A 16,204-nucleotide genomic window follows, 5' to 3' on the forward strand; every position below is an offset into this window, starting at 1 on the left:
ACTAAACAAGGCGAGCATAAATTTACAGCTATAGCTAAGAACGAATTTGGTACTAGCGTATCAAGCAATGAAGTTACAATTGATCTTGATACAACAGCTCCAACTGTTGAAAACGTTAAAGTAACTCCAATAGATATGAGCAACCCAGCTGATAGTACACCAGAAAAAGGTAGAGTAGAGGGTAGATCTGACACTCCAGGTGCTATAGTAGTTATCAAAGATCAAGCTGGCAAAGAAATAATAGGCAGCGGTAAAGTAGGTAACGATGGTAAATTTAACATAGAAACTACTAAACCAATCAATACAGGTGATAAAGTTAAAGTGGAGATCACTGATGATGCAGGCAATACTGGCAAAGGCGAAGGAATAGCTGGTGATATAAAACATGAAGGCGACTTTGCTGCTCCTTGCGATCCAACAATCACATTTGTTGAAGACATAGCTCCAAAAGATGGCAAGCTAAATAAAGCAGAAAATAGCAGTGATAGTGATAACGCTAGTACAAAAGCGCATATTTCTTTCTTCCCAGATGTAGTTGAAGGTGATGTGATCAAATACACTATCAATAATGGCAAAGAAGAGAGCCACAATGTAACTGCAGATGACGTAAAAGCTGGCTACATAGAAGTTAAAGTACCAGTAGTTGATGGTAAAACTTCAAGTGTAACAGCTAAGATCGTTGATCAAGCAGGCAATGCAAGTGAAGCAGTAACTAGCAGTATAGATGTGGATCTAACCTCTATGACTCCGACTATCGATCAAGTAACAGATAATCAATATGGCGGAATACAAGATGGCAACAACGTTCTTGGCATTGACGATGGCTTAACAAACGACAGTACGCCTACATTTAAAGGTACAGCTGAGCCTGGTGCAACAATCGTTCTTAAAAATGGTAACGATATTATTAGTAAAGACATCATTATAAAAGCTGACGCTAATGGCAACTGGGAATTTACACCAAAAACTGCACTTGCTGATGGTGAGTATAATGTAACAGCTATAGCAACAGATAAAGCTGGCAATGTTAGCGATCCATCAAATGTTGCAACGATTAACATTGACACCAACTGCCCTAAACCTGTTATTACTGAGATTGTAGATAATACGGCCGGTGGTGTAGTAAATGGTGATGTTAAAAATGGCCTAACAAATGATAGCACTCCAACACTAAAAGGTACAGCTGAGCCTGGTTCAACTGTTAAAGTTTGGATAGATGGTTTAACTAAAGCTTCTCTTGTTAATGGTGAAGTTATTTATGATTGGACTACAACTACCAAAGGAGATGGTACTTGGGAATTTGTACTTCCAAAACTAGAAGATGGTCGTCATTTATTTGTTGTTAAAGCAACCGATAAAGCAGGCACAAATAGCCCAGATTCTGATACTGTTGGTGTAACTGTTGATACTACTGCAGGAGCTCCAAAAGTAATGATCACAGCTGATAAAGATGATAACAGCATCTTGACAGCCACTGAAGCTTCTGCTCTAACTGATGGCAAATTAAAATGGGTTATCAAGCTACCAGAGGATGCAAAAGAAGGCGATAGAATCGAAGTGACTAATAGCCATAGAGAGTGGGTGACTATATTAACCCTAAGCGCTGCTGACATAGCTAAAGGTGAAGTTGCAAGAGATGATTTTAGTGCGAATTTTGTAAAAAGCAAACCTGGCTTCGAAACTCCATCTTATAGGATAGTAGATCAAGCTGGTAATGTCAGTACAGAGCATTGGGATACAGTTAAATTTGACAAGGCTGCTCCTACAGCCCCAGTTATCAAAGAGGTTATTGATGACCATAAAGGCTATGATGATGATACTAGAGTAGGCGATGTGCTTAAAGTAGAAGGTGGTCTAACAAATGACAACACCCCAACTATCAAAGGTACAGCTGAGGCTGGTATAAAAGTTGATATTTATGACAACGGCAAGTTTATCGGAACTACAAAAGCTGATACTAATGGCAACTGGGACTTTACACCAAGCACAAGCGCAGTACTACCTGATGGCAAACATAGCATTACTGCAGTAGCTAAAAATGCTCTAGATGTAGAAAGCGCATCTAGCAATGTAGCCAACATAGATGTCGATACTGTAACACTTAAACCAACTATAGATAGCATTACCGACAATGTAGAAGGTGGTATATATAAAGGTGACGTTAAAGGTGGTTTAACAAACGACAATAGACCGGTATTTGAAGGTAAGGCTGAAAAAGGTGCATTTATTGAGCTTTTCGATAATGACAAAGTAATAGGCACAACTAAAGCTGGTGAAGATGGTAAATGGACAATACAGCCAAAAGAGCCAATGGCTGATGGCAAGCATAATATGGTCGTACAAGCAACTGACCTAGCTGGAAACAGAAGTAGATCCGACCAAACATCTTCAGATGTAGACACAACAAGTCCTGGCGTTGTCAAGATCACAGCAGTTTGTGACGATGTGGCTGGCTATAACGGTAAAGTAGGAAATATCCTTGGTGTAAATAATGGTCTGACAGACGATAGTACACCAACTATCAAAGGTACAGCAAAACCTGGTGTAACTATAACAATCAAAGATGGTGACAAGGTTGTTGATGGAGATATCAAATATAATGGTGATGGTTCTTGGGAATTTACACCAAAAACTCCACTTGCTGAGGGTAAACATGAGTTAACCGCAATAGCTACAAGCAAGACCGGTGTAGTAAGCAACCCTTCAAATGTGGCAGCTATAGATGTTGATACTAAGATAGCAGATGCGAAAGTTGAATTTATCGAAGATACAAATAACGATGGTAAATTTAGCTGGAAAGAAAATATAGAAAATACTCACACAGGACGTCTATCATGGAAGGCTCTTATACCAGATGATGGTAGCATAAAAGCTGGTGATATATTCCACTATAAATGGGATGAAACAGGCTGGCATGAGCGCGCTATAAGTCAAGCTGAAATTGATAGAGGCTACATTGGTGAGATGAAAAATAACCAAATTGACAAAGATCAGCCGGATGCTGGTAAGCCTATGCCTTATGGTAAAAATGCAAACGGAAGCGTTTATGTTGCTGAAGCATTCTTTAGTGATGCGGCTGGCAATAAAGGTGCTAAGGGTAGCGATAAAGTGGTATTTGACTTTAGTGATAATCAGCAAGTTGCGACAACTAACGTTAAGATCACAAGCATCTATGATGATGTTAGGGGCGGTCATGTAGGCAACCTTATCACAAATGAGGCTGCGCAAGTTGCAGGCTTAACAAATGATAAGACACCAACTATAAGTGGAACAGCTGAGGCTAATGCAAGCGTAAAAGTATCTGTAGTTGATGGTAAGTCACATAGTGTTTGGGAGAAAACTATAACAGCTGAAAGTGATGGTAGCTGGAAGGTAACAACTGATGATATTGCCGACGGTAACTACTCTGTAACAGCAGTAGCTACAAATAAAGCTGGTGCGGTTTCAAATCCTTATACAGTATCAAATCTTGAGATAGATACAACTATTGCTCAACCGAACATTTGGATTAAAGAAGATGCAAATCAAGATAAAATCTATGATAAAGCAGATTATGAAAATCCAGCAAATGGCAATGGTGATATAACATTTGTTGTAGATATACCACAAGACCGCGTAACTATAAAAGCTGGGGATGTTTTCCACTATATGATCAATACTAATAATCCAAGATGGGGCAGAATAAACGGTTATACCGAAGATATTACTATAACTGAAGCAGATATCAAGAGCGGTAGTATAAGTCGAGTGGTAACTCTTTGCGATGATGGCAAAGACTTTAATATGAGTCATGACGGTATGATAGTATCTATGAATGGATACTTTAAAGACCTAGCCGGTAATGCACTTTCTAATGATACAATGGTAAGGTTTGATCTAAAGAACACTTATGGTGGTAAAGTAAGAAGCACTAGAAGCTTGCCAGATGATATCTTAGACAATGATAGTGTTGATCTAAGCAATGCTGCTCGTATAAATGAGCCAAAAGCTGAGCCAAATGTTCTAAATAATAATAAAATAGGCGTTAGCGCAAATGATCTGTTAGAAACACCAAAAGATCATATCATGAATGAAGGTAAGTCAGAAGCTAAACCTTCTTATGCTACTGCAAGCTCACATGCTGGCGAAGAAAATATAGCTACAACTCATCCTATCCAAATCGAAGAGAAAGTAGAAAACCACTTCTAATTTCTTAAAAGCAGGGCGGATAAAGTCTGCCTTGCTTCGAATTTGTTTGCGGTGAAGGGAGTTTGTATGCAAAGCGAGAAGACAAAAAATTTACTCGATGAAGTAAATGAAACAATAGATTTTATATTTAGAACATGTAACAGAAATGGTGGCACAAAGAAGGCTTTAGAAGATAAAAAGCTAAGTAGAGAAATTTTAAAAGATAAATTTAAATCGATCTTTTTAAAATTTGGCCAGATAGATGAGGCTAGTTTTAAGAGTGCGATCCTCGCAAATGAGGAAGCAAAAGAGCTAAATGAGATAGCGATGGCTCTTGAGATAGATAAAGATGTAAGCTTGCTAGAGCTAGAGCGAGCGATAAATTTTGACCTAACTAGCGTCAAAGAAGAAATTTATAAATTTCAAAATAATAACTAATACACTAGGTGTGAGAGGGGGTCTCACACCAAAATTTAATAACTAAACACTTCAGGATCGATAACCATCGCTCTATAAGCGACATCATCTCTTGAAGCAGAATCCACATCCATCTCAAATTTTATATCATTTGTCTTTGGGTCGATCTCAACTAAGACCATTTTGATAGTCTTGTCAGGGCGAAGTAAATTTACATTTGAGCTTGAGATAAAGTAGGTATTTTTATCCTTTTGCCACTCGACATTGCTGGTGACTGCACTGTAAAAGTCAAAGCCACGCTCCTTGCCAAACTGCCAAGTCTGCTCAACCGTGCCCTTTTTCTCATCTATCTTATATTCAACCGCACGTGAATATTTCTCCTCTTTAAGTGCTGGCTGCTCCATACCTCTGCCATCGCCATTGTCAAAGACGCTTAGATGTTTTACGCTACCTTTGTTGTCATATCTTGGTGTTAGCCACGCAGTGTGCTGAGTCCATGACCAGTCAAATTCGCCTTCGCATTTTGAGTTTTCACATTTTATTTTATTGCCGTTGCTATCGACTGGAGTAAGCACTTTGGCTTTAAACTCTTCACTCCAGCCTTCAGGCGAAGCTAATATCCATTTTACTTTTTTATCGCGTCCTATCTTTATGATGCCTTGGTGACGAAGCGAAAGGATGATGCTATCATCGCTCTCATCGTATGAGATAGAATTTACATGCGCCCAGTTTCTGCCTGTGCCAGTGGAGGTGACATCGCCAAATGGCTGATCGTCGCTTATTTTTATCTCTTTTGCGTCCATATCGATATTTAGGCAAACAGCCCTAGCATCAAGCGCCTTTATGAGGTTGCTGCGATATACGTTGTTGCCAAAAATTTCATTTAGATCCCACTCTTCGACCACCTTGCCGGTGTTATCGACCTCGATGATGTGGTCTCTTATGGTGTGAGAAATTTTGCCATTTTTGTGGTGGTAGTTGTATTTTGCTACTCTAAGAAGTGCGTGATCATCTTTTAGTGGCATCACCTCGTGGCTTAGATCGATGTAGCCTCTAGGTAGTGGGCGGTTGTAAATTTCTTTTCCCATGAGGTCATATCTAAGATATCTTTGAGCCATGCCAAAGCTGATATCGCCGTTTTTGAGCTGATGAAAGCCCATCATCATGCCCCCATCCATCACTCTTCTCTCGCTGCGGTCGTAAAATTTCTGATAGTCAAGGTACCATCTGACCTCGCCCTTGGTATCTACGATGTAGTTTTCGGTAAAGTCGTTCCAACTAGCAGCCCCGCCATTTTTCCAATCAAGCGGTTTATAGACGCTTGTGATCGTGTTGTTTATGAGATAGAGCCTGTTTTTAAAGGCAGGATCGACCTTTTTGACGCGAGTTTTTTGCATGTGTGAGAACCTAAAATCACGGCTATATGTTACGATCGGTTGGGCGTAAATTTTATATGTCTCAACCTTTTTAGCTCCGTTAAATGTATAACTAAGCACGACCTCGTTTAGATAGTCAGGATAAAGCCCCCAAATAGGCACGCCATCATGCGTGAGCAAGGCATGCTCTGAGACGTTGTAGTCGATATCTATGCCGCCATCTGGCTTGCCCTTTACTTTGACGTGGATATCTTTGATGTCCTTGCCAGCTCTATCGATGATAGCAGTTAGCGGCGATACATCGTAGGGGTTTATAAAGACTGATCCAAGCTCGCCTTGAACCTTTACTTGATGAGCCAAGACTCCAGCGTTTAGTGGAGCACTAAAGCCAAAACCACTCACCAAAACAGCCGCAAGGGCAACAGAACCTAAGAAATTCTTGCTCATTTTCGCTCCTTTGTGAAATTTAATGATATCTTACTCCCCAAATTTCACACAAAACTAACGCTTATATAAAAAGATGCTTAAGTAAATTTATAAAGAAGTGGTTTTAAAGGGTGAAAATAAAAGAAGAATTTAGGAGCAAATGCCCCTAAATTTTAGTTATTTGCGTCAAATTTCTTAAGAGAAAAAAGAACAAATTTGTAGCTAATAAATAGCGTTACTGGCCAAAGTACCAAAAAAATTCCTGCTTCTAACATCTTTTATCCTTAGTATGCGTGAAGATCGTTTTTGATCTCATCTTGCGTGATCTTCTTGCTATCTATCGCTCTCCAGACGATGAAGATATAGGCAAGTACTACTGGCACTAGCAAGCTAACATAGGCCATAACGCCAAGTGTGTAGTGGCTAGAGCTTGCATTTTTGATAGTTAGCGAGCTAGAAAGGTCGCTAAATGACGGATAAAATGCTGTACCATTTAGTCCTGTTATCAAAAATAGTGCGGTCACAGCTAGCGTAACGCCAACGCCGTAAGCAAAAATTCCGCGAATACTTTTTGTAAATGCTCCTTGGAAAATTCCAACAAGCACCAAAAGCACGCCAACAAGTAGTAGTGCGCCAGCGACAGGCATCTCGATCAAATTTATAGCGTATTTGTAAGCAACAAGGCTAACTACGCCGTTTGCGTCATAGGCAAAGCCATCTTTTGTAAGTATCCACGCAAGAAATCCTAAGAAAAATGGCAAGAATAGCACGGTGTTGATAAGTAGCTGTTTTCTAGCGTTTTGTATAAATTCGCCATCAGCAATGTTATTCATAAGATATAAGCAGCCGCCTATGCGAGATAAGAAAAACATCGCTATGCCAAGCAAGTACAAGTAAGGATTTGATAAAGCTTCAAGACCACGAAATGGAGTCTTCCACTCGACAAAGTTGTGTTCATTTAGCACAAAATCACTACCGCTAAAAAATGTACTAACTGCCATGCCGATAAGGATAACGCCAAGTGAGCCATTTATGAAAAGGAAAATTTCATAAGTTCTAGCGCCTAAGAAGTTATCAGGCTTTTTGCGGTACTCGTAGCTTACAGCTTGGACGATAAAGCAAAATAAAATAGCCAGCCAAACCCAGTAAGCGCCACCAAAACTAGTAGCGTAAAATAGCGGGAACGCCGCAAAGCATGCACCACCAAACATAACAAGCGTCGTAAATGTAAGCTCCCATTTTCTACCGATAGAATTTATGAGCATATCTTTTTTAAGCTCGTCCTTACCAAGGCTAAAGATGAGCGTTTGACCGCCTTGAACAAACATCATAAATACCAAAAGTCCGCCAAGAAGGCTAACTATAAACCACCAATAAATTTGTAAATTTTCTAAGCTTAAACTATGCATGGTCGTTAAATCCTATCTTTATTTGCTTAAGCATGATCTTGATCTCGGCAATCAGCAAGACCGTAAATAAAACAGCAAATAATATAAATGAAATTTTGACATTTGAGTCAGATAAATTTGTAGCTCCTACGCCAACGGTCATGAGATCTTGTATCGCCCATGGCTGACGGCCGACCTCTGCTACTATCCAGCCAGCCTCAGCTGCGATGTAGCCAAGCGGTATGGTAAAGAGGCAGATCCACAAAAAGGCTCTTATGTTTTCAAATTTATATTTTCTTGAGAGATTTAGATAAAGAGTGATAACAAAAAGAGCTATGAAGTAAGTGCCAAGCGCGACCATGATGTGGAAGCTATAAAATGTAAGTGCAACTGGTGGCACAGCATCTTTTGCGTCCTTAAGATAGCCATATCCTAAGAAATTTAGATTGCTCTCTAAATTTGAAAGTGAGCTTGTCATAAGGCTCTCGTCATTTGTTTTTTTAGCCTCTTTGTAGTTTTTAAGAGCTTCGATAGCTACTTTACCTTTTGCCATCTTCTCTTCTACGCTTATTAGATTGTGCTCGCTGTTGCCGTAAAGTAGGTCGTTTATGCCTGGTGTAAATGAGTCAAGCTCTCTGTTTGCCATGATGCCAAGTGCGTAAGGCACCTTTATCTCAAGCAAAAATGGCTCAGTGTCATCGCCAAGCTTTTTAGATGGGTTTAAAATGCCAGCAGCAACTAGGCCAGCGTTTTTCTCGCCCTTGTAAAGTCCCTCCATGGCTGCTAGCTTCATAGGCTGCTTTTGAGCTGCAAGATATGCGTTCTCATCGCCACTAAGTAGCAAAAATGCCGATGTGATAAGGCCAAATGCACTAGCAACGACGATGCTTTTTTTAGCAAGCAAGATGTAGCGTTTTTGGATCAAAAACCAAGCAGAAATTCCTATCACAAAGATAGCTGAGATAGTGTAGCCGCTAGTTACTGTGTGTAAAAATTTGCTAATGCCAAGTGGATTTAGCGCGACTTCGAAGAAATTTTGCATCTCCATTCTAGCGGTATCTGGGTTAAATTTCATGCCTATTGGATACTGCATCCAGCCATTTGCGATCAAGATCCAAAGTGCGCTTAAATTTGAACCGATCGCAACAAGCCAAGTTGAAAGCAGGTGAAATTTCTTACTAACCTTCTCCCAGCCAAAAAACATAATGGCAAAAAATGTACTCTCCATGAAAAATGCGAGTATGCCCTCGATCGCAAGTGGAGCGCCAAATATATCACCGACAAACCAGCTATAGTTTGCCCAGTTTGTACCAAACTCAAACTCCATAATAATGCCAGTTGCCACACCGATAGCGAAATTTATACCAAAGAGCTTTAGCCAAAATTTCGTTATCTCAAGCCAGGCCTTATCGCCAGTTTTGACATATATCGTCTCCATAATGGCGATGATAAAACTTAGCCCCAACGTAAGCGGGACAAACAAAAAGTGGTAAATGGCAGTCAGCGCAAACTGAGCCCTAGACCAATCAACAAAATCCATCTCAGACATTTTATTCCTTTATTAAATTACGAATTACAAATTCGCTTTTTTCTTCGTCGGTTTGAAATTTGGTATTAAGAGTTTCATCAAAGATGAAGACCTTTAATATCCCAAACATAATGATAAGCTTTATCGCTATGAGAAGCCATAGTTTCTTGCCTATTTTCATATTTTTAAAGCCGTCTATATATAAAGAGGCGATGTTTTTTAAGCAGTTTTTAATCATGATGTCGAAGTCTATAACAAAAAAACTTAAAGAATAATTTTTAAAAATTGCAAGATTAATGCCTTACTAAATATTTAAGGGGTATAATCGGCAGATTAAAAAATAACTAAAGTTAAGGAAATTTTGATGGCAAAAGAGACGAAGTATATTTTTATCACAGGTGGCGTTTTAAGCTCACTTGGAAAAGGCATCGCAGCTGCGTCTATCGCGACATTACTTAAAAATTCTGGCTTAAAGGTGAGCGTTTTAAAAGCTGACCCATATATCAACGTAGACCCAGGCACGATGAGCCCGCTAGAACACGGCGAAGTCTTCGTCACAGACGATGGCGCTGAAACAGACCTAGACCTTGGTCACTACGAGAGATTTTTAGATGAGAGCCTAAGTCAGGATAATAACTTCACAACAGGCAGAGTTTATAGCTCGGTTATCGAAAAAGAACGAAGAGGCGACTACCTTGGAAAGACTATACAAGTGATCCCTCACATCGTTGGCGAGATAGTTGATCGTATCAAAAAAGCAGGCGAGGGCAAAGATGTACTCATCGTTGAGATCGGCGGAACCGTTGGTGACATCGAGGGACTACCATTTTTAGAGGCGATAAGGGCGCTAAGAGTAGAAGTTGGTAAAAAAAGAGCGCTAAATATCCACCTAACGCTCGTGCCATTTATCAAAGTAGCTGGCGAGCTAAAGACAAAGCCAACCCAGCACAGCGTAGGCGAGTTAAGACGCATAGGCATAACCCCAGATATTATCATCTGCAGATCTGAAATGCCGCTAAACCGCGAGCTAAAAGATAAGATCGCAGCAAGCTGTGGCGTGGAGAAAAACTGCGTCATAGAGAGCTTAGATAGCGCAAGTATCTATCAAATTCCACTCTCATTTTTAAAGCAAGATATATTAACGCCGATCGCTGAAAATTTAGGCTTTGGCGAGCTAAAACCAGACATGGCAAACTGGGATAGCCTAGTAAAAAGGATCATCGCCCCAACAAACGAAACTACAATCGCCTTTGTAGGCAAATATATCGATCTAAAAGAGAGCTACAAGAGCCTAACTGAGGGCATCATCCACGCTGGAGCAAATTTGGACGCTAGGGTAAATTTACGCTGGATAGATAGCGAAAAGATAGAAGAGAGCAATGTAAATGAGCTTTTAAAGGACGTGGATGGCATCTTAGTAGCTGGCGGCTTTGGAGAAAGAGGCGTTTTAGGCAAGATGCAGGCTATAAAATTTGCTCGTGAAAATAAGATCCCATATCTTGGAATTTGCCTTGGTATGCAGCTAGCGATGATCGAGTTTGCAAGGGATGTTTTGGGCTTAGAAGATGCAAATTCTATGGAATTTAACAAAGAGTGCAAAAATCCTATCATCTATCTAATAGATAGCTTCATCGATGCTCACGGCAAAAAGCAGATAAGAACGCACACAAGCCCACTTGGCGGCACTATGAGGCTAGGTGCTTACAACTGCGACATCAAGCCAAAGACACTTTTGGCTGAAATTTATGGCAACGCAAAGAGCGTAAAAGAGCGTCACCGCCACCGCTACGAGGCAAATCCAAAATATAAAGAGACCTTTGAAAAGGCTGGTCTAATAGTAAGTGGCGAAAGCGACGGACTGGTAGAGGCGGTCGAGCTAAAAGGCCATCCGTGGTTTGTAGGCGTGCAGTGTCACCCTGAATTTACTAGCCGCTTAACTAGACCAAACCCTGTGATACTAGGCTTTATAAAAGCAAGCTTGGCTAATCACGTAAAATGATAAATTTGGCAAGCTTTCTTGCCAAATTTTCTCTTTAAATTTCTCTCAAATTTATATTAAAAATAAAAGTAAATGTATTATTGATAAAATTTAAATCATTTAAGTATTTTTTAATCTTGCTAAACATACAATGCTTATGCAATCATTTATAAAGGAGAAAAAATGAAAAATTGCGTTTTAAAAAGTGTTTTGGCACTTTCACTTGCTGGCTCATTTGCTTTAGCACAAGGTGGATTTGTCGGAGTTGAGGGTGGCTATGATTTTAGCTCAAAGCTAACAGACGATACTGGTAGCGCAAAGGATAGCAGACCTAATATTGGTATCAAAGGCGGTTATGACTTTGGAGTAGCTAGAGTTTATGGTGGATACTTCTATCATACAGAGGGCAAGAAGAGCAATAAAGGCTCAGTTAATGGTGTTAGTGGCACAATAGATGCAAAATGGACTAATCATAAACTTGTAGTAGGTGGTGATTATACCCCAGCAATAACAGACAACTTTAAACTAATTGCTGGTCTTTATACAGGTATCTCAATTATTGACCTAAATTTAGAAGCTAGATCATCTACTGTAAGAGCTACTTATGACCTTACACAAGCTGGATGGTTATTTGGTGCAAGACTTGGTGCTGAGTATAGTTTTGATGAACACAATGCACTTGAGTTTGGTGTAAAAGCTGATAGATCTTGGTATGACACAGATGAAATTAAAAATCTTAAATCAACAGATATCGGCGCTTACCTAGGCTACACATATAAATTTTAATTTTTGGGGTCTTATGACCCCTTATTTTTACTTAAAATTTCTCTCATTTTTTACTTCAAATTTACAATGGCTAATTTATAAAGAGTATCAATTTAACAAAAGTTTTTTGCCCTAAAAATCTTACTTTCAATGAAAATTATAAGAAATTAAATTTCAAAAAGATATAATCAAAGCATTCAAAATAAAGACGAAAGATTACGATGAAAAAAAAGCATTTTTATTGCCAAAATTTTGGCAGTTTGGGCGTAAATTTAAGTGAGCAAATGGCATTAGTAAAAGTTGGCAGGGCGTCAAAAAGTCCTTGCCAAAGCTATGTTAACTAAAGAGGATATTAGGAATTTACTAGCACGTAGATTTTGTAACGACATACACAAAAAACTTAGTGAAATTCCAACGCCAAGCGCTCTAAAGGATATCTACAAAGGCGCTAATCGCATCAAAGAAGCGATCGAGAGAAACGAACACATCGCTATTGTTGGCGATTATGACGTTGATGGCGTAGTTTCAAGTGTGATTTTAGCCGAGTTTTTTGATGATCTTGGCGTAAAAAACTACCTAGTAAAGATCCCAAACCGCTTTAAGGACGGATACGGCTTAAACCCTGAGATCATTGACGAGCTTGCAAGCGATGTGAGCTTAATAATCACAGTTGATAATGGCATCTCGGCAAATGAGGCAGCTAGCATCTGCAAAGAAAAAGGCATTGATCTTATCATCACAGATCACCACATGCCACCAGCCATTTTGCCAGAAGCATACGCCATAATCAATCCAAAACAAGAGGACTGCAACTTTCCAAATATCGAAATTTGCGGTGCTGAAGTGGCTTGGTATTTGGTTGGAGCGCTAAAGGATGTTTGCAAGCTAAACTACGATATGAGTAAGTTTTTAGAGCTTTTAGCCATCGCGATAATCGCTGATATGATGGAGCTAAGAGATATGAACAGGATGCTCGTTCGCATGGGTATTTGCAAGCTAAATGCCTCGAAGCGCTCGGCATTTTGTGTCATAAAAGAGTTTTACGGTAAGGATAAATTTGAGTGTGATGATATCAGCTTTCTTATAGCGCCTCTTATAAATTCAGCCGGACGCATGGACGATGCGATGAATTCATTTAACTTCTTGCGTGCAAAGAGCATCGAAGAGGCTTACAACTACCTTGATACGATTATCGAGTTTAACAACTCCAGAAAAGAGGAGGAGCGCCAACTCTTTGATTGCTCACTAAAGGACGTAAAAGAGGACGATGAGGTCATCATTACTTGGGGAGAGCAGTGGCATGAGGGCGTGATAGGCATCGTGGCTAGCCGCCTGGCAAAGCACTTTGCAAAGCCAGCCATCGTCTTTAGTATCGATAAAGGCCGCGCAAAAGGCAGTGCTAGAAGCGTTGGCAAGCTTGATATCTTGTCACTCATCGCAAGCCACGAAGATTTGCTAACAAGCTACGGTGGTCACAAAGGTGCAGCAGGGCTAACTCTTGCGCCTGAAAATTTGGAAAAATTTAAAGATGCTATAAATAAAAGCTGCTCATGCCTAAATATGCAAGAGTGTAAAAGCTCAGATGAGCTACTTGGTGACATAATGCCAAGCGAGATCGACTTTGAGCTACTTGAAATTTTGGAATTTTATGAGCCGTATGGACAGAAAAATCCGCGCCCAGTCTTTAAGATAGAAAACGCCGTCGTAAAAAATGAAAGACTTATAGGCAGGGATCAAAACCACTTAAAACTTATCTTGCAAAAAGATAACAAAACGCTTGAGGCACTGTTTTTTAACTTCACAAGGCACGTTAGAGTAGGCGAAATGATAGATATCATCTTTTGCGTATCTAAAAATTCGTTCCGCGGTCTTGTTACGCCACAGCTTCTCATAAGAGAAATTTTGTAAATTTGAGATGAAAATGGCTTTAAATTTTGCTCTTTTATTAAAGTAAAAAGATGGGCAAACTAAGAAGAAAAAGAACAAGTAAAGTTAAAAATAAAAAAGAGGCAGATCCTTCTAATGCCAATAATGGCAAACTAAGCACTACTCATAAATTTATAATATCGATTGCGCTTGGCATCTTCTTGGCCCTTTGCGATATAGCTTATAAAGAGGCTAAAAAACATGAATGCGAGGATCGCTGGGATAGATCATTAGGACCAGAAGCGCTTGGCGGCGGCGGTATAGTGCGTGGCCTTTTAAAGGCTGGCTGTGGTGCTGAAAATAGCTACGAGCATCACTATATACATCATAGAAGAGGATGGTAAATTTAATACTTCGACTAGCTCTTTGTCCTCTTGCATTACACTTGCAAATGCTTCTTAGGATGCCAAATTTTTAGATATTTTTTGAAGTTTATAAATTTTATCTATTAAATTTAATGGGTTATTTGATAAAAATACAGAAAAGCTAGAAATTTAAGCTTTTTTAGAAATAGTTTATCTCCAAAAATCATTTAGCTGACCTCTTATATTGCAGCTTCTCGTGCGAGAAATTTTATAGCATTTTTGAAATTTAACGACTAGATGTTACTTTTTAATAATGCAAAATTTAATAAATTTATTTTATAAATCCCTAAAATACGAACTTTATAAACAAAGTAAATTTATCAATACTTATTTAATATTATAAATTAATAATATTTTAAATAAAAATCCGTAAAATTACATTTACATTATATTTTTAAAGGATTGAAAATGAAAAGTTCATTTTTGAAAGCTAGCATGATTGCATGTGCGGTTTGCTCATTTGCTATGGCAGAGGGAGCATTTATTGGTTACGAGGGCGGATACTCTTTTGCGTCAAATGTAAAGTTATCTGAGGCTAACGATGGAGCAAGACTTAGGAAAGGTCAATTTAACAGCGGTGTAAAAGCTGGTTATGATTTTGACAGCTTCAGAGCTTATGGTGCTTATTTTTATAATTTTCAGACTAAAAAAGAGTTAGAAGATGATGGTGAAAAATATACAATTAAGTGGAATAAACACAGCTTTCTAGCAGGTGCTGACTATACTCCAAGCATTACCAGCGATGTTAAGCTTGTAGCAGGTGCTTATACTGGCGTTTCAAGAATAAAATTTAAAGTAGATAATTCAGATAGTGCACAACACTCAACTGGTTTTGTGTTGGGCACAAAATTCGGTGCTGAGTACCTACTTGATCAAAACAATATTTTAGAGGCTGGCGTTAAGGCTGACTATACTTTTTATAGAAAAATTGAAGAAGTTAAAGTTAGAGAGAGCAACATCGGTCTTTATGTAGGCTACACTTATAAATTTTAATTTTAAACATTCCCTCCTTAAGAAATTTGCGTCCTATTTTGGGCGTAAATTTATCTCTAGTATTTTTACCATTAAATTTAATATACTTTCCAAAAAGGCTACAAAATGAAAAAGATAATATTGTCTTTATTTATGCTCTTAACGGCTACGTTTGCGGTTGATTGCAATAATGCATTTATTAAAGCTGTTGTAAGCATGATCGATGAGCCAGCTCCCACAAGAGTCGATGAAAATAGCGTAATAACGGGTGCTACATGTGAAAATGAGACCATAAAAACCACCTTTGTTATAAATGATAGCGAGGATATTAAATTTAGTAAATTTACCAAAGAGCAGGTAGATGAGTTTAAAAGGTTGCAGACTGAAATGCTAAAAGAGGACTTTTGTAGCAGTAAAAACCCTCTTATCGACAAAGCTTCGTGGATATACAACTACGAGAACGGCAAGAACTTTACTGTGATAAATTTGACAAGAGAGGATTGCAAGTAGCATTTTCTGGGGTCTCCCCCAGAAATTTAGGCTTTTTTGTCTTCAAGCTCTTTTAGATGAGCTTTTACAAACTCACCAAATTCGTCTTGAGTTAGCACTCTTTTAGCAAGTTTTTCCTTGCATTTTTTGCCAAGCTCGCCTAGTGTTGCTCTATTTTTTTGGCTTTGTGATTTGCCAAATTTTGAAAGGATCGCATTTAGCTCATGCTCTTCACCGAAATTTACTAGCTCTTTATCTAGTGCCATTTTCTCTCCTTTGATGAAAATTTCATCTAATTTTAAAATTTAATAGTAAATATAAAAAATTTAAATTTTAAAGGCTGAAAAGAGCGAAAAATAGGGCTTTGTTAAATTTAAATTTCATATAGATTAAACGCGTAATAGTAA

The 16,204-nt window shown here is 38.8% G+C and carries 13 protein-coding genes; 8 read left to right on the forward strand and 5 right to left on the reverse strand.

Features of this window, described 5'->3' with window-relative positions:
• Together B9N65_RS08510 and B9N65_RS08515 are read left to right on the forward strand one after the other, a co-directional pair.
• The coding region (locus tag B9N65_RS08510) for an Ig-like domain-containing protein (protein WP_180385141.1) at positions 1 to 4,188 on the forward strand (4,188 nt) is incomplete at its 5' end.
• A gap of 66 nt (positions 4,189 to 4,254) precedes the next feature.
• A complete protein-coding gene (locus B9N65_RS08515; protein WP_021088445.1) occupies positions 4,255 to 4,605 on the forward strand; it encodes a hypothetical protein in 351 nt (116 codons plus the stop codon).
• A gap of 35 nt (positions 4,606 to 4,640) precedes the next feature.
• Here B9N65_RS08515 and B9N65_RS08520 read toward each other — a convergent pair whose 3' ends face one another.
• The 4 genes from B9N65_RS08520 to B9N65_RS08535 form a co-directional block, all read right to left on the reverse strand.
• Positions 4,641 to 6,407, reverse strand: coding sequence for an aryl-sulfate sulfotransferase (locus tag B9N65_RS08520; RefSeq protein ID WP_087583583.1), 1,767 nt, complete (start codon positions 6,405 to 6,407; stop codon positions 4,641 to 4,643).
• 263 nt (positions 6,408 to 6,670) lie between these two features.
• Positions 6,671 to 7,795 carry a cytochrome d ubiquinol oxidase subunit II gene (locus B9N65_RS08525; RefSeq protein ID WP_087583584.1) on the reverse strand — a complete coding sequence of 375 codons (1,125 nt, stop codon included), beginning with the start codon at positions 7,793 to 7,795 and terminating at the stop codon, positions 6,671 to 6,673.
• Positions 7,788 to 9,323: a cytochrome ubiquinol oxidase subunit I gene (locus B9N65_RS08530; protein ID WP_087583585.1), complete on the reverse strand. Its 1,536-nt coding sequence runs from the start codon at positions 9,321 to 9,323 to the stop codon at positions 7,788 to 7,790. The genes B9N65_RS08525 and B9N65_RS08530 overlap by 8 nt, the downstream gene beginning before the upstream one ends.
• Position 9,324: 1 nt before the next feature.
• Entirely contained in the window at positions 9,325 to 9,540 is a 216-nt protein-coding gene (locus tag B9N65_RS08535; RefSeq protein WP_009295224.1) for a DUF4492 domain-containing protein, read from the reverse strand.
• Positions 9,541 to 9,666: 126 nt separating this feature from the next.
• On the opposite strand from B9N65_RS08535, the gene B9N65_RS08540 reads away from it, so the two are divergent.
• From B9N65_RS08540 to B9N65_RS08565, 6 genes are all read left to right on the forward strand, one after another.
• Positions 9,667 to 11,301 (forward strand): CTP synthase, encoded by a 1,635-nt coding sequence (locus B9N65_RS08540; RefSeq protein WP_087583586.1) that lies wholly within the window; start codon positions 9,667 to 9,669, stop codon positions 11,299 to 11,301.
• A 162-nt stretch (positions 11,302 to 11,463) separates the two neighbouring features.
• Entirely contained in the window at positions 11,464 to 12,066 is a 603-nt protein-coding gene (locus B9N65_RS08545) for an outer membrane beta-barrel protein (protein WP_087583587.1), read from the forward strand.
• Between the two features lie 312 nt (positions 12,067 to 12,378).
• A complete protein-coding gene (recJ, locus tag B9N65_RS08550) occupies positions 12,379 to 13,953 on the forward strand; it encodes a single-stranded-DNA-specific exonuclease RecJ (protein ID WP_087583588.1) in 1,575 nt (524 codons plus the stop codon).
• 50 nt (positions 13,954 to 14,003) lie between these two features.
• On the forward strand, positions 14,004 to 14,315 hold the full coding sequence (locus B9N65_RS08555) for a hypothetical protein (RefSeq protein ID WP_087583589.1): 312 nt from the start codon (positions 14,004 to 14,006) through the stop codon (positions 14,313 to 14,315).
• 429 nt (positions 14,316 to 14,744) lie between these two features.
• The gene (locus B9N65_RS08560) at positions 14,745 to 15,329 is read left to right on the forward strand and encodes an outer membrane beta-barrel protein (protein ID WP_223227450.1); all 585 of its coding nucleotides are present in this window, start codon (positions 14,745 to 14,747) and stop codon (positions 15,327 to 15,329) included.
• A gap of 105 nt (positions 15,330 to 15,434) precedes the next feature.
• On the forward strand, positions 15,435 to 15,818 hold the full coding sequence (locus B9N65_RS08565) for a hypothetical protein (RefSeq protein ID WP_087583590.1): 384 nt from the start codon (positions 15,435 to 15,437) through the stop codon (positions 15,816 to 15,818).
• A gap of 26 nt (positions 15,819 to 15,844) precedes the next feature.
• Here the strand turns inward: B9N65_RS08565 and B9N65_RS08570 are convergent, their stop codons facing one another.
• Complete coding sequence (locus tag B9N65_RS08570; protein WP_012140605.1) at positions 15,845 to 16,063, reverse strand: hypothetical protein; 219 nt, start codon at positions 16,061 to 16,063, stop codon at positions 15,845 to 15,847.
• Between the last annotated feature and the right edge of the window lie 141 nt (positions 16,064 to 16,204).

It is taken from the genome of Campylobacter concisus, assembly GCF_002165815.1.
In the GTDB taxonomy this organism is placed as follows: Bacteria; Campylobacterota; Campylobacteria; order Campylobacterales; family Campylobacteraceae; genus Campylobacter_A; species Campylobacter_A concisus_BH.

Excerpts from the sequence above, each read along its gene's own strand:
- recJ (WP_087583588.1), top strand. The coding sequence starts at position 12,379 with ATGTTAACTAAAGAGGATATTAGGAATTTACTAGCACGTAGATTTTGT.
- B9N65_RS08535 (WP_009295224.1), bottom strand. The coding sequence starts at position 9,540 with ATGATTAAAAACTGCTTAAAAAACATCGCCTCTTTATATATAGACGGC.
- B9N65_RS08530 (WP_087583585.1), bottom strand. The coding sequence starts at position 9,323 with ATGTCTGAGATGGATTTTGTTGATTGGTCTAGGGCTCAGTTTGCGCTG.
- B9N65_RS08545 (WP_087583587.1), top strand. The coding sequence starts at position 11,464 with ATGAAAAATTGCGTTTTAAAAAGTGTTTTGGCACTTTCACTTGCTGGC.
- B9N65_RS08560 (WP_223227450.1), top strand. The coding sequence starts at position 14,745 with ATGAAAAGTTCATTTTTGAAAGCTAGCATGATTGCATGTGCGGTTTGC.
- B9N65_RS08540 (WP_087583586.1), top strand. The coding sequence starts at position 9,667 with ATGGCAAAAGAGACGAAGTATATTTTTATCACAGGTGGCGTTTTAAGC.
- B9N65_RS08525 (WP_087583584.1), bottom strand. The coding sequence starts at position 7,795 with ATGCATAGTTTAAGCTTAGAAAATTTACAAATTTATTGGTGGTTTATA.
- B9N65_RS08555 (WP_087583589.1), top strand. The coding sequence starts at position 14,004 with ATGGGCAAACTAAGAAGAAAAAGAACAAGTAAAGTTAAAAATAAAAAA.
- B9N65_RS08520 (WP_087583583.1), bottom strand. The coding sequence starts at position 6,407 with ATGAGCAAGAATTTCTTAGGTTCTGTTGCCCTTGCGGCTGTTTTGGTG.
- B9N65_RS08515 (WP_021088445.1), top strand. The coding sequence starts at position 4,255 with ATGCAAAGCGAGAAGACAAAAAATTTACTCGATGAAGTAAATGAAACA.
- B9N65_RS08565 (WP_087583590.1), top strand. The coding sequence starts at position 15,435 with ATGAAAAAGATAATATTGTCTTTATTTATGCTCTTAACGGCTACGTTT.
- B9N65_RS08570 (WP_012140605.1), bottom strand. The coding sequence starts at position 16,063 with ATGGCACTAGATAAAGAGCTAGTAAATTTCGGTGAAGAGCATGAGCTA.